Source organism: Rahnella ecdela (assembly GCF_019049625.1).
Taxonomy (GTDB): domain Bacteria; phylum Pseudomonadota; class Gammaproteobacteria; order Enterobacterales; family Enterobacteriaceae; genus Rahnella; species Rahnella ecdela.
Window position 1 is genome coordinate 59,985 of sequence record NZ_JAFMOY010000113.1, and the last position, 20,793, is coordinate 80,777.

Consider the following 20,793-nt stretch of genomic DNA (forward strand, 5'->3'; position numbering starts at 1 on the left):
ATGAGATCTGCTCCACAAATATAAACTGAATCCCTCCGCCCGAATGCCGATGAATCTTAATGGCGCTTTCTTTTCGTCACGGCAGGACTTGCCCTCTGGGAATGTCTACATCGCTGTTACTTACCGTCCGGAACCGACGGTATGCAGGATCAACAGAGCGGAATAAAATAAAATGGATACTCCTACCCTTTCAGATACCAGAACGTCTTTCATCAGCAATATTCGACTGATTACCCTGATCAGTTTGATCCTCACCGGGATCCTGTTTCTTTTCGCCGTTTCCATCGGCACATCCAGCTTCTTTCTAAAGCAAAGCAATGCCGCACTGGCAAATGCCACGCAGGAACTGCAAATTCGTCTGGCACTTTCGAACAGTTCTAACCATTTACGCACCGCACGTTTGTTGCTTATCCAGGCAGCCGCCGCCGCCCGTGTCGGCGATCAGGATGTGTTCAGTCAGAACCTCACTGACGCAGCCAGCCGGATTAAACAATCGCAATCTTCTTTTGAAAGTTACCTTAACCGCCCGAATAAAACGGAAAAGGATCTGGCGCTCGATGAGCCGCTGAAAAAAGCCTATAACGATTATCTGACCAAAGGTATGGCGCCGATGCTGGAATCAGCAAAACAGGCGCATTTTGAAGAGGTTATTTCTCAGGAAGCGGAAACTGTGCGCAATCTGGACCTGGCCAACAACATCCCTTTACTGGCTGCCATCGCTTATCGCACCGAGACTGCCAACGCCATTAATGACAAAGCCCAGCGTAACGCCGTTCTCGGTTATACCCTGATGGCAGGCGGTTTTCTGCTGGCGCTGGTGCTGACTTTCATCACCTATCTGGTGATGCGCAAAGTGATCATCAATCCGCTGAACCGTCTGGTGACGCGTATTCAAAAAATCTCCGAAGGTGACCTGACGCAACCCGGTCAGAGCAACGGCCGCAATGAAATTGGTGTGCTGAGCAGTAATGTTGAGCAGATGCAGCATTCGCTGGCGTCCACGGTGCTCACCGTGCGCGAAGGTGCAATATCCATTTATCAGGGCTCGACGGAAATCGCTTCCGGTAATACCGATCTTTCATCGCGTACCGAGCAACAGGCAGCTGCGCTGGAAGAAACGGCCGCCAGTATGGAACAGCTGACCGCAACCGTGAAACAGAACTCCGAAAATGCCCATCATGCCAGCAAGCTGGCCGCTGATGCCTCGCGCAAGGCGCAAAAAGGCGGCAGCATCGTAGAAGATGTGGTGACGACGATGGACAAAATATCCCGCAGTTCGTCCAAAATTGCCGAAATCACCAATGTGATTAACAGCATTGCCTTCCAGACCAATATTCTGGCGCTGAATGCCGCGGTTGAAGCCGCCCGCGCAGGTGAACAGGGCCGCGGATTTGCCGTCGTCGCCAGCGAAGTACGCAGCCTGGCGCAAAGAAGTGCGCAGGCCGCGAAAGAAATTGAAACGCTGATTGAAGAATCGGTCGATTACGTAGGCGAAGGCTGCATTCTGGTTGGCGATGCGGGGGACACAATGTCTGAAATTGTCACCGCTGTCAGTCACGTGACGGACATCATGGGTGAAATCGCTTCCGCTTCTGATGAGCAGAGCCGTGGGATCAGCCAGGTCAGTCTGGCCGTGTCGGAAATGGACGGCGTCACCCAGCAAAACGCCTCACTGGTGCAGGAAGCCTCTGCCGCGGCGGCATCGCTTGAAGAACAGGCTGCACGTCTGACCCAGGCCGTGGCGGTATTTCGTCTTGAAAGCACCGCTCAAAAAGCACCTGCAAAGCGCCAGCCACCGGCACGCACCCTTTCCGCTCCGGATCCGCGTTCGGCTAAACAGGTCAGCGAACAACCTAACTGGGAAACGTTCTGATCCCGGAACGTCTCCGTAAAAAACAGCCTTAAAAACAAAAACACCGGTGGCAGTTACCTGCCCCGGTGTTTTTTTATGCCGACATTTTTATTGCAGGAGAAGACTATTCGGTGCCTTCGCGCGGCTCAACGAATGTGCCGTCTTTGCTGTCGCCTTCATTGAAGAACCAGATGCCTGCCGGATAATCTTCCAGTGACACCAGATACATAATGCCTTCGTAAAATTCTTCTACGGCTAATACTTTACCTGGCCGGCGCGGTCCGCCGTCTGTTTTTACTGTCACAAGATCATTAACTTTCATCAGGTTATCCCATGGTTTTCAATTATGTTTATTGTAGTACAGACCGTCACACAAAAGCAGGTGGCGAAGGGAAAGTTAGCCTGAAAAGCAGGAAATAACCCTGGGGCACTAATTTGCATTTTCTTAACATTCTGCGGCCAGAATCCTGACTTTCATATCCACTATACTGGCTGCGTGCTCACCCCCGAGGGAGTACAACAATGAATGTCATAAGAAATATTTTTGCCCGCCACTATGCGGGCTTTTTTTTGTTTTTTTTCAGCACGTTGCGGCAGAGTCGGCAGTGCAAGACAAAGTCCGCAAGCTGGAACTATCAGCCAAAACCATAAACTACAGACGTAAAAAAACCCGCGCATGCGGGTTTTTGTTATCTTTACGTTTATCGCTGAAACAGCGGTAAAGCAAGATTAGATAGCGGTAACGTTAGCCGCAGACGGACCTTTAGCACCGTTCTCGATAGTGAACTGTACGTTCTGGCCTTCAGCCAGGGTCTTGAAACCTTGATCCTGGATAGCGGAGAAGTGTACGAACACATCTTTGCTGCCGTCAGCAGGAGTGATGAAGCCAAAGCCTTTAGACTCGTTAAACCACTTAACCTGACCTTTCATCATTGACATAGGAATTACCTTTTAAAAATAAATTTCGCCACCATGGGCATGTTATAGCCGGATTTCAGTCGTTACTTATGGAGGCACTAAGAAGGAAATTCGTCAGAGCAGGGTTATCATGGATAACGCTTTAAATTGGAACAACTTTACTCAGGATGTCGTGCATAAATAGGTCTGTACCACAGGCCGGTATGTATTTACTCATGACTGCCCTTTAATAGCAACTCTTTTTAATGCAATGGTGAGGTAAACCCCAAAAATAGTCGATTTACGTACCATTCAGTACAATCATTGAGCAATTATCAGGCTATTTTTCAACAAGTTGTGCGGTCCCGGCCTCAAGAACCGCTCCGCAATGCGCGCAAAATTTCGCATCAATTTCATGTCCTGAATGCAAACAATTGAGGCAAGAACGCGCAGCCCGTCCCTTTTCCAACTCTTGTGACATATAAGCCGTTAAAATCCCGGTAGGAACGGCGATGATGGAATACCCCAGCAGGATAAGTACCGATGCCAGCATTCGCCCGAGCGCGGTATGCGGAGTAATGTCACCGTAACCGACCGTGGTGAGCGTTACGACCGCCCAGTAAACCGATGCGCCCAGTGAAGTAAACCCGTCCTTCCCTCCTTCTACCGCGAACATCAGCCCGCCAAACAGGCACAGAATGATTGCTACAAAGCCGAAGAAGATGCCCAGCTTGCGTCGCGCGCGCATCAGACTTCGCCACAAAATCCCGGCATCACTCATATAACGCAGCAACTTAAGCACACGCAATACGCGCAACACCCTCAGCAAACGCACCAGCACCACCAGATCCGGTGACACGCTGAGTGACGGTATCAGCCACAGGATATACATCGGCAAAATCGTACAGAGGTCTATAAACCCGAAAAAACTCAGCGGATAGTGGATTTTTCGCGGTGAGGCGACCACCCGCAGAACATATTCCACCGTGAACAGCACGGTGAATGCCACTTCTATCGTGCCAAACCGGTACAGGATGTCTGGAATATTGGGAAAGAGATCGGTGGCACTCGACTCTATAAACAAAAACAGAACGCTCAGCAGCGAGATGACAATCCAGAAGGTTTCCATCCGGCGTCCGCTGCGGGTGCGGTGCTCAAATAAAAGGGCATAACATCTGCGCCGTGCTGACGCGAAATAGCGGTAATCTTGTGACATAAATGACACCGGCAAAAAGAGTTCCGGCAAGAATAGACGCTTTTATCCGCCGCGCCTATGGGTTAGGAAGTCCAAAAAAAACGCCGGTCACGTATTGTCTTTAAAAGACCAGTGACCGGCGTTTGTACAGCGCGCGGGTAGCGAGCCGGATTAATCCATGAGTTCTGAAACTGCATTACGGACATAGGCCGTAATTTGCGCGACATCTTCTGCGTCGGCACTGCCTCCGCCGATTGACCGCACGGTGTTCTCCAGATGGCCGATATCCTGTTCGACTTTCTTCGCAATCTGCACTTTAACAATGGTGTCGACCGAAGAAATAAAAGCCCGCATCACGGCTTTCAGAGCGAAAATCTCACCGAAAGAATCGTACGCAGGTTTGTCCGCAGCGGTTGGTTGCGCTGCACGTGGCGGCAGATCTTTCAGCCTGTCCACATGTTCAATCATCAGATCCATGTCTCTGATGAGTTCATCAAAACTCTTAGCCACTGGTTTTCCTTCGCCCGGCGAAAGGCAGCAGGATACCACCGCGCTTTCAAGCCGAGAAGTCACAGAAACGTGTAAAGAGTAAATTTCGCCACAATGCGCCTGCCCTGCTGATTTAACTCAATATTCAGGACAGTCGCATTAGGTCGCTATTTAACCAATAACGTTATTCAACGCATATAAAGGTTATTGCGCGTTTTTCAACGAAGCCATATCAACCACAAAGCGGTATTTCACGTCGCTTTTCAGCATACGCTCATAAGCACCATTGATGTCCTGCATGTCGATCATTTCCACATCGCAGGAAATGTCATGCTCGGCACAGAAATCCAGCATTTCCTGAGTTTCAGCGATACCGCCGATCAGAGAACCGGCAACGGTTTTGCGGCCCATGACCAGTTTGCCGCTGTGCAGCGCAGGTTCGATTGGCTCGATAAGGCCAACCAGAATATGCGTACCATCGCGTTTCAGGGTTTCCAGATACGGGTTCAGGTCGTGCGGATTCGGTACTGTGTCCAGAATAAAATCGAAGTGGCTTTTTACTGCGGCCATTTGTTCTGCATCAGTAGACAACACCACGTGGTCAGCGCCCAGACGGTAAGCTTCCTGCTCTTTGCCTTTAGAACGCGTGAACAGCGTCACATCCGCACCCAGCGCTTTAGCGAATTTCAGACCCATGTGGCCCAAACCGCCCAAACCGACGATCGCCACCTTATGGCCTTTGCCTACTTTCCAGTGTTTGAGCGGAGAGTAAGTGGTGATACCGGCACACAGCAGCGGTGCAGCAGATGTGATGTCCAGCTTTTCAGAAACGCGTAAAACGAATTTTTCTGAAACAACGATTTGTTCAGAATAACCGCCGTAGGTCATCATGTTGTCATGACGATCATGGCTGTTGTACGTCATGGTAGCGCCTTCTTCACAGTACTGTTCCAGGCTTTCTGCGCAGGACTCACAGTGCTGACAAGAATCGACCATACAACCCACACCGACGGTATCGCCGACGCTGAAGCCTTTTACTTTCGCGCCAACCTGTTTAACGCGACCGATAATTTCATGGCCCGGAACCATCGGATAAATGCTCTGATGCCATTCGTTACGCGCCTGGTGGATATCAGAGTGACACACACCGCAGTACAGAATGTCGATCACAACGTCGGTATCACGCGGGTCACGGCGAACAAAGTTATGAGGCGCCAGAGGCGCATCCGCTGAATGTGCAGCGAAACCACGAACGTTAAGCGTCATTTTTTTCTCCTGGTAGGCAAACGGAATACTTCATGCCCGCACAAACTGCAGGCACAAGGAAATTATGAAGGTTTCAGATGACAAACAGATATAACGATTCTCGCTATTGCTTGCCTGAATCTGTTTTTTTGAGGATTTTTTGAAAGGATTGTACAGCGACTAAACAGTGGCGCCCTGCAGGTAAAGCGCCACGTTTTCAGAAAGAATTAAACCAGACCGGCTTCTTTCAGTTCGCTTTTCATATACGCGTAATAGATAGGTGCAGCAACAACGCCGGGGATACCAAACGCGGCTTCAAAGACCAGCATCGCCAGCAGAACTTCCCAAGATTTTGCCTTGATACGGCTGCCGACAATACGCGCATTCAGGAAGTATTCCACTTTATGGATGATGATCAGATACGCCAGCACCAGTGCCCCGACCCACAACGATAGCGAAAGACCGACGATGAAAATCAGCGTGTTAGAAATAAGATTACCGATCACCGGTAGCAATCCGCAGACGAACGTTACCACCACCAGCGTTTTCGCCAGCGGCAGATGAATGCCGAACAGCGGTAAAATCCCGAACAGGAAAACACCTGACAGCACGGTATTGATCAGCGAAATCTGGAACTGAGCAAACACCACATTGCGAAACGCTTCCCCCAGCAAACGCATACGCTGCAACAATTCCTTTTTCAGCGGTGCGTGGTGCTCGCCCTGATTCGGTTGCTGAAGCGAAATAATTGCGCCAAGGATCATGCCGATAATCATTGTCAGAAAGACATGCGCCGCGTTTTTACCGAAGGCCTGAATCATCACGATATGCTCGCGCAACCATTGCAGGAAACTGCGCTGTAACTCTTCAATATTGGCAGGAAGATAATGCAGCAGTACCGGCGACAGACGGCTTTGCGCGTCGGAAAGCAACCGCGACACCATCGCATTAAAGGCCACCGGATTTTTCATATCTTCCATCAGAAAATCGGCAATACCCGCAATCGCCAGCGTCAGGAAACTGACAACCAGCGTGCCGATCACCGCAACCACTGCCCAGCGGGCGCGCTCACCGCTAATGATTTTCTGAAAGTACGGTGTCAGAGCGTTAATGAGTTCAAACACTAAAAAACCGGCAATAAAACACGCCAGTAAATGAAGAGGAAGAATCAGTAACAGCCCGCCCATCACAATCAACACACTGAGCCAGCGAATTTGATTCGATCTCATAATCTGCATTACCTGTTTCCTTAAAATCTCTGTGTACCGGGCTGCGCCCTGCAATCGTCCTTATCATAGCACTGAACATTGCTCCGCCATTCGCCGCATGCGTAAACACTCAAGAAAATTTTGACAGTCACGCAGTCTTCTCTATGATCGTGCGTAATGACTGATAAAGAAAATCCTACATCCCGGTCTGTAGTTTTAGTGAATAACTCGGGTGAATAACTCTCGTGAAAAACAGTGGTGAATAACAATGTCTGAATTAATCCGCGAACAGCTGGCACTTCCTGAAGGCCACGATAAATTACTGCTGCACTCCTGCTGTGCGCCCTGTTCAGGTGAAGTGATGGAAGCCATTCAGGCGTCGGGTATCGACTATACAATCTATTTCTACAACCCAAATATTCACCCGCAGAAAGAATATATGCTGCGCAAAGAAGAAAATATGCGTTTTGCTGAACAGCACGGCATTCCGTTTATTGATGCAGATTACGACACCTATAATTGGTTTGAGCGCGCGAAAGGAATGGAAAATGCGCCTGAGCGCGGTGAACGCTGCACCATGTGTTTTGATATGCGTTTTGAACGCACGGCACTTTATGCGTGGGAAAATGGTTTCAGTGCCATTACCAGTTGCCTGGGTATTTCACGCTGGAAAGATATGAAACAAATTACCGGCTGTGGTGAACGTGCGGCCGCGCCCTATCCGGGTATGGTGTACTGGGATTATAACTGGCGTAAAAAAGGCGGTTCCGCGCGTATGATCGAAATCAGCAAGCGCGAGCGTTTTTATCAGCAGGAATACTGTGGATGCGTTTACTCCTTACGTGACAGTAACTTACATCGTAAGTCGCAGGGGCGCGGGCTCATCAAACTCGGTGTAAAATACTACGGCGACGAAGACGACGAATAACCGGCTTTCCGGTGCAAATTGTCTCCTCTAACCCGGCACCTGCGCCGGGTTTATTATTCTGCCATTCCTTACCACACCTGTCGGATACACCAGATATAAATTCCAGGTCAGTTGTTTATATTGCCAGATTAATTCCAGGCCTGATTTACCCATTCCCCTCTGAGAGTTTTCGCTATTTTTTTGCATCTTGCGTTCAGTCATGACGCTTGTTACTTTCCGCTTCACGCATTTTTATGCGAATTAGATCTATGTAATTACACAGGGTTATTACCGGTGTATTCACCAGACAGAGAACCATCATAAATATAAAACATTCACAACATCATTGAGGGACACACCATGTGGGTTTTAATTGGTATTCCTATCGTCGTGCTGGGGTTCGCACTGCGGTTTAATCCATTATTAGTGGTCACCGTCGCCGGTATTTCTACCGGGCTGGCGGGCGGTATGCATACCGTTGAGATCATCAGCGCTTTCGGCAAAGCCTTCACCGATAACCGTTATATGGGCCTGATCTGGCTGACGCTTCCGGTCATTGCAATCCTTGAACGCAGCGGCCTCAAGGAACAGGCGCGACATCTGATTTCCAAAGTCCATGCCGCCACCACCGGACGCGTTCTGATGTTGTATTTCTTCCTGCGCCAGATGACTGCCGCGCTGGGGCTGAATTCCCTGGGCGGCCACGCCCAGATGGTTCGCCCGCTGATTGCGCCGATGGCGGAAGCGGCTGCCACCACCAAATACGGCGACTTACCCAATGATGTGCGTCAAAAAATTCGCGCTCATGCGGCGGCTACAGATAACGTTGCGGTGTTTTTCGGTGAGGATATTTTCATCGCGGTACAGTCCATTCTGCTGATTAAAGGTTTTCTCGAGCAGTACGGCATTAATGTCGAGCCATTGCATCTTTCCGTCTGGGCGATTCCGACGGCAATTGCCGCACTGATTATCCATTTTATTCGTATGTGGTTGCTTGACCGCTCACTGGCAAAACGTTTTGACGTTCAACACGGGAGCGCAGCGAAATGATCACCTTACAAACTGTTTATATCCTCGCAGGACTGATGTTCTGCGCATACGCCTTCTTTAACCTGCGCGATAAAAGCAATTCACGTCGTTATGTGAACGCGCTGTTCTGGGGCGTTTACGGTATTACGTTCCTGTTTGGGGCAGAGTTACCGCATTTCGTTACCGGCTGCATGGCAATTTTACTGGCCGTCATCGCCGGTACCGGAAAACTCGGGAAAGGTAAAACCGATAACGATCAGCCGGAAATGGTGGAAAAACGTGAGGCGGGTGCGAAGCGTTTTGGGAATAAATTGTTTATTCCTGCCCTGCTAATCCCCATTGTGACACTGATTGGTACCCTGACGCTCAAATACACACCGCTGGTGGAAACCAAAAACGTCACGCTGATTTCGCTGGTGATCGGTACGCTGGTGGCATTTATTGTCGCGTTGTTGTTATTGCGCGATTCTCCATTCAAAGCGATTAAAGCTGGCGGACAAACGATGGATACCGTCGGCTGGGCGGCAATTTTGCCACAGATGCTGGCCGCTCTGGGTGCACTCTTTGCGCTGGCAGGCGTCGGCGACGTAGTGTCGGAACTGGTGAAAAACATTATCCCGCTGGGGTCACCGCTGGCGATTGTTATCGCCTATACCTTCGGAATGGCGCTGTTCACCATGATTATGGGTAACGGTTTCGCTGCGTTCCCGGTGATGACCGCCGGTATCGGTTTGCCGCTCATCGTTAACCAACTTGGCGGGAACCCGGCCATCATGGGCGCTATCGGGATGTTATCCGGTTTTTGCGGAACACTGATGACGCCGATGGCTGCCAATTTCAACATTGTTCCGGCAGCGTTGCTTGAATTGCAGGACAAAAATGGCGTGATCAAAGCGCAGTGGAAAACCGGCGTATTGCTGTTACTGGTCAACACCGCTTTTATGTATCTCTTTGTATTCCGTTTCTGATAAGGGAAAAGATGACAACGCAACCGACACTGAAACTGACGCCGGAAATGGCGTCCCGTTTTGCCTCACTGGCGCTGAACCATTTAACGCGTGAGTATCCAAATAAAATCATGCACGCCATGAGCAGTGCGGCGGATGCGCAGACTCCGCGCCAGCTGCATCCGATCTTTTACGGCAGTTACGACTGGCATTCGTGCGTGCATGGATACTGGCTGTTATTGCGCCTGCTCGACCGTTTTCCAGACCTGCCAGAAGCTGAACAAATCGTGAGCGTGGTGACGGCGCATTTCACCGCCGAAAATGTCGCGGGAGAGATGGCTTACCTGCAACAGCCGCAACATAACGGATTCGAACGACCTTACGGCTGGGCATGGTTTCTGGCCCTGACACAGCAACTGCATGAAATGGCACTGCCGCAGGCTGCAGGATGGGCAAAAACGCTGGCACCCATGAGTCGCTTCTTTGAGCAAAGCTTTGCCGATTTCCTGCCTAAAGCCACGTATCCGCTGCGCGTCGGCAGTCACTTTAATACGGCCTTTGCTCTGGCATTAACGCTCGATTATGCGCGCAGTGTGAAACACGCTGCGCTGGCCTCAACCATAGAGGAAACGGCGCTGCGCTGGCATCTGGAAGATGTACATTGTCAGGCGTGGGAGCCGGGTGGTGATGAATTCCTTTCACCTTCGCTGATGGAAGCTGAGCTGATGCGCCGCGTATTACCTGCCGAGGCCTTTGTGACCTGGTTCGGGCGTTTCCTGCCTGACCTGGCACACAGCCAGCCAGCGACGCTTTTCACCCCTGCGACAGTGACTGACCGTAATGATGGCAAAATCGGCCACCTCGACGGACTCAATCTCAGCCGCGCGTGGTGCCAGCGTTCCCTGGCGGGCGCGTTGCCTGCCGGTGATCCGCGTTCTGCGCTGCTGCACCAGACCGCCGAGGCGCATTTGCACAGCGCGCTGGATCACCTCGACAGCACGTATATGGGCGAACACTGGCTGGCGACTTTCGCACTGTTAGCACTCGAAGCGTGACCGCCCTTTCCTCCGCTCAGCGCACAATCCCGCGCGCTGAACGGAGGAAGAATTCATTGAAGTGGCACAGGAGCGGATATTCAACGCTCAGATGCCCGATCTCCAGCCTCACTTTTTCGACCGCCGCCTGCTTGTGATACAACAGGTCATACAGATAGCGGACAACCTCCCGCTCGGTGTGTTCTGCCTGCATGAATCTGCTGGCCAGTTCATTAATCCCCTGCGGCGACGCACGGTTGCCCCCGGCCAGAACATACGGAGGAACATCCTGCACCACACAGGATCCGGCCAGCAGACGCGCTCCCGTACCAATAACACAAAACTGATGCACCGCACACATCGTATCAATGTAAGTATCATTCCCCAGTACGACATGCCCGGCCAGTCCGCTGTTCTCCCCGATAAAAGTGGCATTCCCGACCTGACAATCATGACCGATATGCACGCCGCGCCCGAAGTGGTTATCGTCTCCGATACGGGTCATGCCTCCTCCCTGTGCGGTTCCGCGATGCAAGGTAGCGTGATGCCCGATCCTGTTGCCGTTGCCAATTTCCAGTCCGGCGGGTTCTCCGGCATATTTCAGATCCTGACTGATTTCGCCAATCGAAGAACCCATGCCAATCTGGTTGTCTGATCCGATTGTGGTGTTGCCGTTGATGACCACATGCGAAGAAATGGTTGTCCCTTCACCGATTTTCACACCGGCGGAAATAATACAAAAAGGCCCGATATCGACATGCGGGCCGATAATGACATCAGATTCGATGATACTGCTGGCCGCAATGGTGGCCGAAGATGAAATCAACACAAACGTCCTTCTGACAGCCGGTATGCCGCCAGTGGTAAATTAAACGTGTCAGGAGTAATCAGGGAAGATCAGAATGAACGGAAGGAAACGCGCTCAGAAAGGCTTAAACGAAGTTGTTTATATTTAAACAACATCCCGCTATACCGCACAGGATAAGGGGTTTGGCGAAAAAAACAGGCCAACTATTTTTTATTTATTTTCTGAACCTTTTCTAAAAATTCATCACGTTAAAAATTTATGACACTTCCCTTAAGGCTTTCTTAAGCTTGAACTCATATGATGCAACCATTCATTTCAACACGTTATGTTTGCCTCACATTACGTTTGCTTTTCATACCCTTTTGGGAGTTTGCATTGCGCTACTTATTGCCAAAAATCAGCTATTTTAAGCTGACCTTGCTCTTAACGCTGTACTTCACTTTTGTGGTCAACCTGCCGATTCTGCTGCACTTTTACCGCATTCTTCATGCGTTACCTGCGTATAACCTGGCCTTTGCGCTGACCATTCCGGTAGTGCTGTTTGCTGCACTGAACTTTGTCTTCACCCCGTTTAGCTTCCGCCCGTTGCTTAAGCCCTTCTTCATCATTGTGCTGCCGGTCAGCGCCCTGGCCAGTTTTGCGATGATGACCTATCAGGTCGTTTTTGACCGCAGCATGATCGAAAACATTATCGAGACACAATCGGCTGAGGCGGCGTCGTACCTCAATCTGAAAGTAGTGCTGTGGTTTGTGTTTACCGGCATCCTGCCTGCGATTCTGTTATTCCTGACGCCGGTCAGCTATGAGAAAACGCCGCTGCGCCGCCTGGTTGTGCGGCTGGTATCGATGGTTGTCTCACTGCTGGTGGTGGCGTCGGTGGCCGGTGTTTTCTATAAAGATTACGCATCAGTCGGGCGTAACAACCGCACGCTCAATCTGGAAATTGTCCCGACCAACTACCTGTACAGCGCTTTCCAGTACATGAATCACCGTTACTTCACACCGAAAATGCCGTTCCAGACGATAGGAAACGATGCAAAACTGGTGCAGCAACCGGGTCAGAAACCGAATCTGGTCTTCCTGGTGGTCGGTGAAACCGCGCGGGCGCAAAACCAGTCGTGGAACGGCTATGACAAACCGACCAACCAGTACACGCAGGCTATTCCTGATGTAGTCAATTTCAGCAAAATGACGTCATGTGGTACCGCAACGGCGGTTTCCGTGCCGTGCATGTTCTCGAATATGAAACGCACCAGCTACGACGCTAACCGCGCCCGTAACAGTGAGGGTTTGCTGGATATCCTGCATAAATCCGGTGTTTCCGTTTTCTGGAAAGATAACGACGAAGGCTGTAAAGGTGTCTGTGACCGCGTGCCTAACGTGATCATCGATACTAAAAAAGACGGCAAATATTGTGATGGCGACACCTGCTACGACATGGCGCTAATGCAAAATATCGATGACGATATTAAAAACGACGGCAAAAATACCCTGATTGCCCTGCACCTGATTGGCAGTCACGGGCCGACGTATTCCAAACGCTATCCGCCGGAATTCCGTAAGTTCACACCTGACTGTCCGCGCAGCGACATTGAAAACTGCACACAGGAACAACTGGTCAATACTTATGACAACACCCTGCTCTACACCGATTATCTGGTGTCGCAGGTGATTGAAAAGGCGAAGCAGTATCAGGACAAATATAACGTGGCGGTCATTTACCTTTCTGACCACGGTGAATCTTTGGGTGAAAATGGGCTGTACCTGCACGGCACCCCTTACAGCGTGGCACCGGCTCAGCAGACACATGTGCCGATGCTATTCTGGCTTTCTGAAAACTATGCGAAAGCGCAGGGAATTGACATGCAATGCCTGAAAGCCAACGCAGCAGACAAAGATGTGTCACAGGACAATCTGTTCCATACCGTGCTCAGCGCGATGAATGTGCAGACGTCAGAACACGACCCACAGCTGGATATTTTTGCTGCCTGTAAAGCGTCTCACTGATCTGAACTCAACAGACGTTCATAAACGGTTTGCTGCCGGATTTCACGGCAGCAAACCGCACTCCTCGAGAATACTTTTCGCCAGCGCACTGACCGTCTGATCATACCGCTGCGTTTCATCATCCAGCACCATGTACAGCGACGTTTGCCGCACCGTTCTGGCCGACAGCATCAGGCGGCTGAGCAGGCCGTTTTCCAGCGCTTTATCCACACTTTCCAGCGGCAACCAGCCGTAACCGACGCCCACCGCAATCGCTTCCAGCGCCGCTCCGACCGTGGTGAATGTCCAGTGTGCCACCGTGCCAGCGGGATGCTTATCTTCCGGCGGCGCATGACGGTCAGCCACGCTTATCAGCGGGAAACGCGCCAGGTCCTGTGCGGTCAGCGGCACGGGCAAAGATAATAACGGGTGGTCGCTTTTCACCACCGGCACAAAATCCACATCCAGCAGAAAATGTCCGTAAATTGCGTTTTCAGGCGCCAGCGTGGTGATGTACAAATCAGCCGATTGTTCGCTGAGTTGCTCAAGGCTTTCGCCGCGCAAAATCTCGGTCAGATGCACCCGCGTGTCAGGAAACTGCGACTGAAAGTGTTTAAGCGCGCGGAACAGCCTGTTTTTAGGAAATACGCTGTCGACGACCAGACTCAGCTCCGTGCGCACGCCGCCCTTCAGCCCGGCGGCCCGATGTTCCAGCTGTAAAAAAGCCGAAATCAGCGGTGTCGCCTGCGCCAGTAAGGCGCGCCCCTGTTCGGTCAGCGTGGCCTTTCTGCCGTTGATTTCCAGCAATGGTAAACCGATGCGTTCCTGTAATCCGCTCAGGGCATAACTGACTGAGGACTGGCTGCGGTTGAGCACCGACGCGGCCTGTGCGTAACTCCCCTGCTCAATCACCGTTTGTAACACCACCCATTGCTCGATCGTGGTTCTCGGTAGCGCCATTTTTTCTTCCCTTTCGCTCCCATTCACATCGGAATAATAGATGTTTTTCATCTAAAACCAGCGTTTTTTTATCAATTTTTTAGCGAGTAAACTTCTTCTCATCGAAACAAAACGTTTCATTCCAACGCTGAGTTAAGGAGCATTACCATGAGCAAATTTGATAAACATGACCTGAGCGGTTTCGTCGGCAAACACGTGGTTTATACCTACGACAACGGCTGGAATTATGAAATCTACGTCAAAAACGCACAGACCCTGGATTACCGTATTCACAGTGGTATTGTGGGTAACCGTTGGGTGAAAGATCAGCAGGCGTATATCGTACGTGTGGCGTCAGACGTCTACAAAATTTCATGGACCGAGCCGACCGGGACCGACGTCAGCCTGATCGTTAATCTGGGCGATAACGTGTTCCACGGCACCATTTTCTTCCCACGCTGGGTCATCAATAATCCGGAAAAAACCGTCTGCTTCCAGAACGATCACATTCCGCTGATGAATGCTTACCGTGATGCCGGTCCGGCATATCCGACGGAAGTCATCGACGAATTCGCGACCATCACCTTTGTGCGTGATTGCGGTGCGGATAACAATACTGTGATCGACTGCGCAGCAAGCGAACTGCCCGCTAATTTCCCGGACAATCTGCGTTAATTTCCGCTGATCCCTGCCATTGATTTTTCGATAAAAAAACCGCAGCCCCATCAGGCTGCGGTTTTGATTGTTTAAGAAATAATAATTGCATCAGCGCGACAGCGTTTTCAGCAATGTCGCATTAAATTTTTCCGGTTCTTCCATCTGCGGCGCATGGCCGAGACCTTTAAATTCGATCAGCTTCGCATGGGGGATCATTTTCGCGACCTGTTTGCCCAGCACATTGTAATGACCGATTTTGGCTTTTACCGCTGGCGGCGCGATGTCGCTGCCAATCGCAGTGGTATCGGCAGTACCGATCATCAGCGTGGTCGGCACGCGCAGGTTTTTGAATTCATAAACCACCGGCTGCGTAAAAATCATGTCGTAAATCAGCGCAGAGTTCCAGGCCACCAGTTTATGTCCAGGCCCGTTATTCAGCCCGGCCAGCATATCCACCCAGCGGTCGTATTCCGGCTTCCACTTATTCACGTAATAGGTTTTCAGTTCGTATTGTTTAATGCTGTCGGCGGAGGTTTTAAGCTCGCGGTCATACCACTGATCCACAGTACGATACGGTACGCCCTTGGCTTTCCAGTCTTCCAGACCAATCGGGTTCACCAGCACCAGCTTCGAGACTTCCGGCGCGAACATCAGGCTGTAACGCGTCGCCAGCATCCCCCCAGTTGAATGTCCGACAATCACCGCTTTGGATATCTTGAGACTTTTCAGCAACTCATGGGTATTTGTCGCCAGTTGCTGAAAGCTGTACTGATAATGGGACGGTTTGGTCGATGAACAGAACCCGACCTGATCGGGCGCTATCACCCGATAACCTTTACTCACCAGCGCAGAAATGGTGTCGCCCCAGGTCGCGGCGCAGAAATTCTTGCCGTGCATCAGCACCACCGTCTGACCATTTTTATGTCCAGTGGGCGGCACATCGAGATAGCCCATTTGCAGCGGCGCACCCTGCGAATTAAAGGAGAAATTTTTCAGCGGAAAAGGATAGTCAAAACCCTGTAATTGCGGCCCGTAACCCGGCGCATCAGCGGCAAGCGCTGCGCCGGAAAAGACTGCACCTGACAGAGATAATGAGAAAACAGCGGCAGAAAGAAGCACTTTAAAACGGGGAAGCATCGGATAGTCCTGGTGTCGGTAACTGACAGACGGCATAAAGTCTTATGCTACAAACTTTATGCCGTCAGGAAAACCCGATAAAACTGAAACCGCACGAACTGACTTAGTCTTTTGATTCCAGTACGCAGCGGTATATCAGACCGCCCACGATGCCACCCACAATCGGCATCAGCCAGAACATCCACAGCTGATGGATAGCCCAGGTTCCCTGGAACAATGCAACTGCCGTGCTGCGCGCCGGGTTAACAGACGTGTTAGTCACCGGAATACTGATGAGGTGGATAAGGGTCAGCGCCAGACCAATCGCAATCGGCGCAAAACCTGCCGGTGCGCGTTTGTCGGTTGCCCCATGGATAACAATCAGGAAGATAGCGGTCAGCACACCTTCACACACCATCGCCGCAGCAAGGCTGTAGCCACCCGGTGAATGCTCACCATAACCGTTGGAAGCAAAACCACTCCCGGTCGCATCAAAACCGGCATGACCGCTGGCAATGACATATAACACCGCCGCAGCAGCAATCCCACCCAGTACCTGAGAAATAATATAAGGCACGACATCACTGGCCGGAATACGCCCGCCGGCAAATAATCCCAGCGTTACCGCCGGATTAAAATGGCCGCCGGAAATATGGCCGACAGCAAATGCCATCGTTAATACAGTCAGACCAAACGCCAAGGCAACACCGGCAAAACCAATGCCCAGTGCGGGAAAACCCGCTGCTAAAACTGCACTACCACAACCACCCAGGACTAAAACGAAAGTACCGATAAACTCAGCCGATAATTTCCTAAACATACAAAACCCCTGCATTTATAAACTAAAAATTTCGCTTAATAGCGTAATAAGTTAACGCACCATACGCGAATCCGGGATAATACGCTTACAAAATTAGAAAAATACAGAATTGAAAAAATCAGAATATGGTTGAACAATGTCCCATTCATTATTTGTTTCAAAAGACCGGCTTATCATTGGCGTGAAGTTGACCTTCTTATGCTGCTGTAACATGGGTTAACAGTATTATAGGTTATATTAACAATACGAAACTTCTTTCTCTGACTCTCACTGGTGGATATCTCTTTGGCCTCAAACTGGTTAAACCGCCCTTATATCCGGATATGCCTTTCACTGCTGGCGTTTCTGGCCGTCGCAGCGGTCGGAATACTGGCTATTTCGTGGCAAACCACGCAGGGATTGCGGCGTGATGTCAGCGCCAGTCTGCAACAATCCGTGAGACTGGTGGACATGACGCTGGATAACGCCGCGATTGCCTCGGGTGCCGTGGAAAATCTGATCGGCTCACCTTGTGATCAGGCGACCATTCAGGCATTACGCTGGCAAGTCGCCAAAGTCCCCAATGTGAGAACCGTCAATTTATACCGCCAGCACACTGTTTATTGCGCCTCTTTATTCGGTGAGCGCGATGACACCATCTCGACCAGCAATTACATCGGCGGAAAATTGATGCTGATGAGCGGCAATGTGGTGACACCCGATCATCCGCTGATTGCCTATCGACATGACGTCAACGGCAGCGGCGTACTGGTCGGTGTCGATGGTTATTTTCTGCATAATATTCTGCAATTACTCAGTACTCATGCGTATCTGATTTTACAGGTGGGCGACCGCTGGATGGACAGCCAGGGCAAAATTCATACTTCTGAAACCTGGCCAGATGGCGAAAAAATGTCACTGAAGTCCTCGTTTTACCCTTATGAAATGCGACTGGTGATCCGCCAGAGCGATCACTGGCGTTATGTTTTTGATTACGCCACCGTCAGCCTGATCTTATTCCCGCTGGTCAGCATCTTTATTGCGTTCATGACCTATGCGCTGCTCGGTCGCCTGGGCGGCCCGGTTTCTGCGATGAAAAATGCGATGGGAAAAAGACAGTTTATTCCTTATTTGCAACCGGTCGTTGATGGCACAAATCATGAAATCACCGGCGCTGAAGTTCTGATGCGTTGGCAGCATCCGCAGCTGGGGCTGATCCCGCCTTATCAGTTTATTCCTCTGGCAGAACAAAGCGGGATGATTGTGCCGATGACGCGGCAGATGATGGCGCAGGTACGCGATCAGTTTGGACCGCTGGCCTCTGAGTTGCCGGCAAACTTCCATTTCGGATTCAATATCTGCGCCAGCCACTTTAAAGATCTGACGCTGGTCGAAGACTGCAAAGATTTTATTGACGCCTTCAGGGACAACCCGATCAATCTGGTGCTGGAGCTGACGGAACGCGAACTCATTGAACCTTCCGACATCACCCACAGCCTGTTCAGCGCGCTGCGCCGGATGGGGGTGCTGATCGCCATGGATGACTTTGGTACCGGCCATTCCAGCCTGGCTTACCTGCAACAATTCCACATCGATATTTTGAAAATTGACCAGAGTTTCATCGGCCGGATTGGCACCGATGCGCTGGCCGGACATATCGTCGATAACGTTATTGACCTGGCCAAACGCCTGCAAATGGTCATCGTGGCAGAAGGTATCGAAACGCAAACGCAAGTGGATTATCTCGCGCCCTATCGCCTCGAATACCTGCAGGGCTACTTTTTCGGAAAGCCTGTTGATCCGTCTGAATTTATCGAAAAGTGGATCAGGCACTAACTCTTCCCCGCGCCCGCTGTGCGTTTCGACACGGCGGGCATATTGCGCGCTCTGAGACTAGAATAATAACGTGAGCTACGTCTGATTAGACGTGTGCGCATTTTGCTTAAAATCTCATGATGTGTAACATCCACTCAGAATTATCCGGATACGAGCCTAACTTGTTGAAGTTACTTGTATTGGTGTAGTCTGAGGCAAAACCCTGCTGATAAATTGAATGATCACTTTGCGAGCAAGATGATGATTAAGTGGCCGTGGAAAGCGAATGAACTGAAAATTGAGAAATCAGCAGCGTGGAATGACGCTCTGAATATCCCGCTGTTATCCTCCCTGAACGAGCAAGAGCAACAGCGCCTGATTCAAATCGCCAGTCAGCTTTTGCAGCAGAAACGCCTCATTCCGTTGCAGGGCATTGTGCTGACTGAACAGATGCAGGCACGCATTGCGTTACTTTTTGCGCTGCCGGTGATGGAACTCGGTGCATCGTGGCTTGATGGTTTTCATGAAATTTTGCTCTACCCTTCGCCTTTCGTCGTCGATTCTCCGTGGCAGGATGAAAACGGGCTGGTTCATGCCGGTTCGCAAATTCACGCGGGTCAGAGCTGGGATCAGGGGCCAATTGTACTGAACTGGCAGGATATCGAAGACTCATTTGATAACTCCGGTTTTAATCTGATCATCCACGAAGCGGCGCATAAACTTGATATGCGAAACGGCGGCGAAGTGAGCGGTATTCCGCCGATCCCGCTGCGTGAAGTGGTGGCCTGGGAGCATGATTTACAGGCGGCGATGCAGAATTTGCAGGATGAAATTGATACCGTTGGTGAAGAAGCCGCCAGTATGGATGCTTACGCAGCGACCGATCCGGCAGAATGTTTTGCCGTACTTTCCGAATATTTCTTTAGTGCGCCAGAATTGCTTTCGGAACGTTTTCCGCTGGTATACGGCCATTTCACCCGTTTTTATCAGCAGGACCCGCTGGCAAGGCAACTTCGTGGTCACCGTTGTGATTGTTAAAACACGAGTTTAAACCCATTTTTCTGACACAAAAGCGACCATTTATGGCGATGTTGATTAGTTGGTGAGCAGTCAGACACTTTTGAAGAGTTTGCCATTGACACTCCACAGCCCTCTGGATATTATGCGCCCCGTTCACACGATTCCTCTGTAGTTCAGTCGGTAGAACGGCGGACTGTTAATCCGTATGTCACTGGTTCGAGTCCAGTCAGAGGAGCCAAATTAGAAAAGCCCGCTTAAGGAAACTTAAGCGGGCTTTTGCTTTACCACATCAAATCGTCTGGCACTTTGAAATCTGCATACGGATCGTCTTCGTTCTGCTCTTCCTGACTCAGTGCGCTGTTTAATACAATGCTGTTCGCATCACGCTGCGCGATTTTATCTGCCACGATGGAGGGGATAATGGCGTATTCGCTCTCGCCGCTCTTTTCAGAAACCAGACGGGCAATGGCGAGACGGCCGCTAATCAGCTGAGCCTGAGTGGTTTTATCCACGGCGATCCGCTTAATCAGCTTATCGTCGGTAAAGTTAAAATCGATGTTGCCCTTTGAAATGACGATTTTGTTCATTTCAATCAGCTGTTTCACCTGAGCTTTATACTCTTTTGACAGAGCCGCCTGCTTTTGTTCTTCGCTCAGTTGCTTATCCCGCTCAAGCTGCGCTTTTTTATTTTCCTCCACAGCCGCACGGGCTTCGCGCGCCTGAACGCGTGACTTTTTCGCCGTTCTCTCGACTTTGGCCATCTTTTTGCTGCTGACTAATCCTGCTTTCAGCAACTGTTCTTGTAAGGTGAGTTTTGTCATTGTCGTTTCTAAATCCGTTAAATAATTTC

At 50.6% G+C, this 20,793-nt stretch carries 20 protein-coding genes and 1 tRNA gene; 10 read left to right on the plus strand and 11 right to left on the minus strand.

Annotated features, from left to right (window positions below; translation table 11 throughout):
* Positions 1-172 precede the first annotated feature (172 nt).
* Entirely contained in the window at positions 173-1,873 is a 1,701-nt protein-coding gene (locus J1784_RS05550; RefSeq protein ID WP_217148378.1) for a methyl-accepting chemotaxis protein, read from the plus strand.
* A 103-nt stretch (positions 1,874-1,976) separates the two neighbouring features.
* On the opposite strand, the gene dsrB is transcribed toward J1784_RS05550, so the two are convergent.
* From dsrB to J1784_RS05580, 6 genes are all read right to left on the minus strand, one after another.
* On the minus strand, positions 1,977-2,174 hold the full coding sequence (gene dsrB, locus J1784_RS05555) for a protein DsrB (RefSeq protein WP_112289263.1): 198 nt from the start codon (positions 2,172-2,174) through the stop codon (positions 1,977-1,979).
* Between the two features lie 407 nt (positions 2,175-2,581).
* The gene (gene cspE / locus J1784_RS05560) at positions 2,582-2,791 is read right to left on the minus strand and encodes a transcription antiterminator/RNA stability regulator CspE (protein ID WP_013575246.1); all 210 of its coding nucleotides are present in this window, start codon (positions 2,789-2,791) and stop codon (positions 2,582-2,584) included.
* Between the two features lie 298 nt (positions 2,792-3,089).
* A complete protein-coding gene (locus J1784_RS05565) occupies positions 3,090-3,965 on the minus strand; it encodes an ion transporter (protein ID WP_217148379.1) in 876 nt (291 codons plus the stop codon).
* A 150-nt stretch (positions 3,966-4,115) separates the two neighbouring features.
* Positions 4,116-4,454, minus strand: coding sequence for a hypothetical protein (locus J1784_RS05570; protein WP_112289261.1), 339 nt, complete (start codon positions 4,452-4,454; stop codon positions 4,116-4,118).
* A 183-nt stretch (positions 4,455-4,637) separates the two neighbouring features.
* Positions 4,638-5,699: an NAD(P)-dependent alcohol dehydrogenase gene (locus tag J1784_RS05575; RefSeq protein ID WP_217148380.1), complete on the minus strand. Its 1,062-nt coding sequence runs from the start codon at positions 5,697-5,699 to the stop codon at positions 4,638-4,640.
* A gap of 206 nt (positions 5,700-5,905) precedes the next feature.
* Positions 5,906-6,916, minus strand: coding sequence for an AI-2E family transporter (locus J1784_RS05580; RefSeq protein WP_217148381.1), 1,011 nt, complete (start codon positions 6,914-6,916; stop codon positions 5,906-5,908).
* A 238-nt stretch (positions 6,917-7,154) separates the two neighbouring features.
* Between J1784_RS05580 and J1784_RS05585 the strand changes: the two genes are divergently transcribed.
* The 4 genes from J1784_RS05585 to J1784_RS05600 all read left to right on the plus strand — a co-directional run bounded on the left by J1784_RS05585 (position 7,155) and on the right by J1784_RS05600 (position 10,824).
* Positions 7,155-7,814, plus strand: a complete 660-nt coding sequence (locus J1784_RS05585) for an epoxyqueuosine reductase QueH (protein ID WP_217148382.1) — start codon at positions 7,155-7,157, stop codon at positions 7,812-7,814.
* Between the two features lie 339 nt (positions 7,815-8,153).
* Positions 8,154-8,843 carry a DUF969 domain-containing protein gene (locus tag J1784_RS05590; RefSeq protein WP_120508151.1) on the plus strand — a complete coding sequence of 230 codons (690 nt, stop codon included), beginning with the start codon at positions 8,154-8,156 and terminating at the stop codon, positions 8,841-8,843.
* On the plus strand, positions 8,840-9,790 hold the full coding sequence (locus J1784_RS05595) for a DUF979 domain-containing protein (RefSeq protein WP_217148383.1): 951 nt from the start codon (positions 8,840-8,842) through the stop codon (positions 9,788-9,790). Before J1784_RS05590 ends, J1784_RS05595 begins: the two co-directional genes overlap by 4 nt.
* Positions 9,791-9,801: 11 nt before the next feature.
* Positions 9,802-10,824 carry a DUF2891 domain-containing protein gene (locus J1784_RS05600; RefSeq protein ID WP_217148384.1) on the plus strand — a complete coding sequence of 341 codons (1,023 nt, stop codon included), beginning with the start codon at positions 9,802-9,804 and terminating at the stop codon, positions 10,822-10,824.
* Positions 10,825-10,840: 16 nt separating this feature from the next.
* Here J1784_RS05600 and lpxA read toward each other — a convergent pair whose 3' ends face one another.
* Positions 10,841-11,629: an acyl-ACP--UDP-N-acetylglucosamine O-acyltransferase gene (gene lpxA, locus J1784_RS05605; RefSeq protein ID WP_238485410.1), complete on the minus strand. Its 789-nt coding sequence runs from the start codon at positions 11,627-11,629 to the stop codon at positions 10,841-10,843.
* A 357-nt stretch (positions 11,630-11,986) separates the two neighbouring features.
* Between lpxA and J1784_RS05610 the strand changes: the two genes are divergently transcribed.
* Positions 11,987-13,618 carry a phosphoethanolamine transferase gene (locus tag J1784_RS05610; RefSeq protein WP_217148386.1) on the plus strand — a complete coding sequence of 544 codons (1,632 nt, stop codon included), beginning with the start codon at positions 11,987-11,989 and terminating at the stop codon, positions 13,616-13,618.
* Positions 13,619-13,660: 42 nt separating this feature from the next.
* Here J1784_RS05610 and J1784_RS05615 read toward each other — a convergent pair whose 3' ends face one another.
* Positions 13,661-14,557: a LysR family transcriptional regulator gene (locus tag J1784_RS05615; protein WP_217148387.1), complete on the minus strand. Its 897-nt coding sequence runs from the start codon at positions 14,555-14,557 to the stop codon at positions 13,661-13,663.
* Positions 14,558-14,704: 147 nt separating this feature from the next.
* On the opposite strand from J1784_RS05615, the gene J1784_RS05620 reads away from it, so the two are divergent.
* A complete protein-coding gene (locus tag J1784_RS05620; protein ID WP_217148388.1) occupies positions 14,705-15,211 on the plus strand; it encodes a phenolic acid decarboxylase in 507 nt (168 codons plus the stop codon).
* Between the two features lie 90 nt (positions 15,212-15,301).
* Here the strand turns inward: J1784_RS05620 and J1784_RS05625 are convergent, their stop codons facing one another.
* Together J1784_RS05625 and aqpZ are read right to left on the minus strand one after the other, a co-directional pair.
* Positions 15,302-16,330: an alpha/beta fold hydrolase gene (locus tag J1784_RS05625; RefSeq protein ID WP_217148389.1), complete on the minus strand. Its 1,029-nt coding sequence runs from the start codon at positions 16,328-16,330 to the stop codon at positions 15,302-15,304.
* Positions 16,331-16,433: 103 nt separating this feature from the next.
* Complete coding sequence (gene aqpZ / locus J1784_RS05630; RefSeq protein WP_217148390.1) at positions 16,434-17,129, minus strand: aquaporin Z; 696 nt, start codon at positions 17,127-17,129, stop codon at positions 16,434-16,436.
* Between the two features lie 285 nt (positions 17,130-17,414).
* On the opposite strand from aqpZ, the gene J1784_RS05635 reads away from it, so the two are divergent.
* From J1784_RS05635 to J1784_RS05645, 3 genes are all read left to right on the plus strand, one after another.
* On the plus strand, positions 17,415-18,944 hold the full coding sequence (locus J1784_RS05635) for an EAL domain-containing protein (RefSeq protein WP_217148391.1): 1,530 nt from the start codon (positions 17,415-17,417) through the stop codon (positions 18,942-18,944).
* Between the two features lie 240 nt (positions 18,945-19,184).
* Positions 19,185-19,961 carry a DgsA anti-repressor MtfA gene (gene mtfA / locus J1784_RS05640; RefSeq protein WP_217148403.1) on the plus strand — a complete coding sequence of 259 codons (777 nt, stop codon included), beginning with the start codon at positions 19,185-19,187 and terminating at the stop codon, positions 19,959-19,961.
* A 144-nt stretch (positions 19,962-20,105) separates the two neighbouring features.
* Positions 20,106-20,181 (plus strand) — tRNA-Asn (locus tag J1784_RS05645).
* Positions 20,182-20,224: 43 nt separating this feature from the next.
* Here J1784_RS05645 and J1784_RS05650 read toward each other — a convergent pair.
* The gene (locus J1784_RS05650) at positions 20,225-20,764 is read right to left on the minus strand and encodes a DUF2058 domain-containing protein (RefSeq protein ID WP_217148392.1); all 540 of its coding nucleotides are present in this window, start codon (positions 20,762-20,764) and stop codon (positions 20,225-20,227) included.
* Positions 20,765-20,793 lie beyond the last annotated feature (29 nt).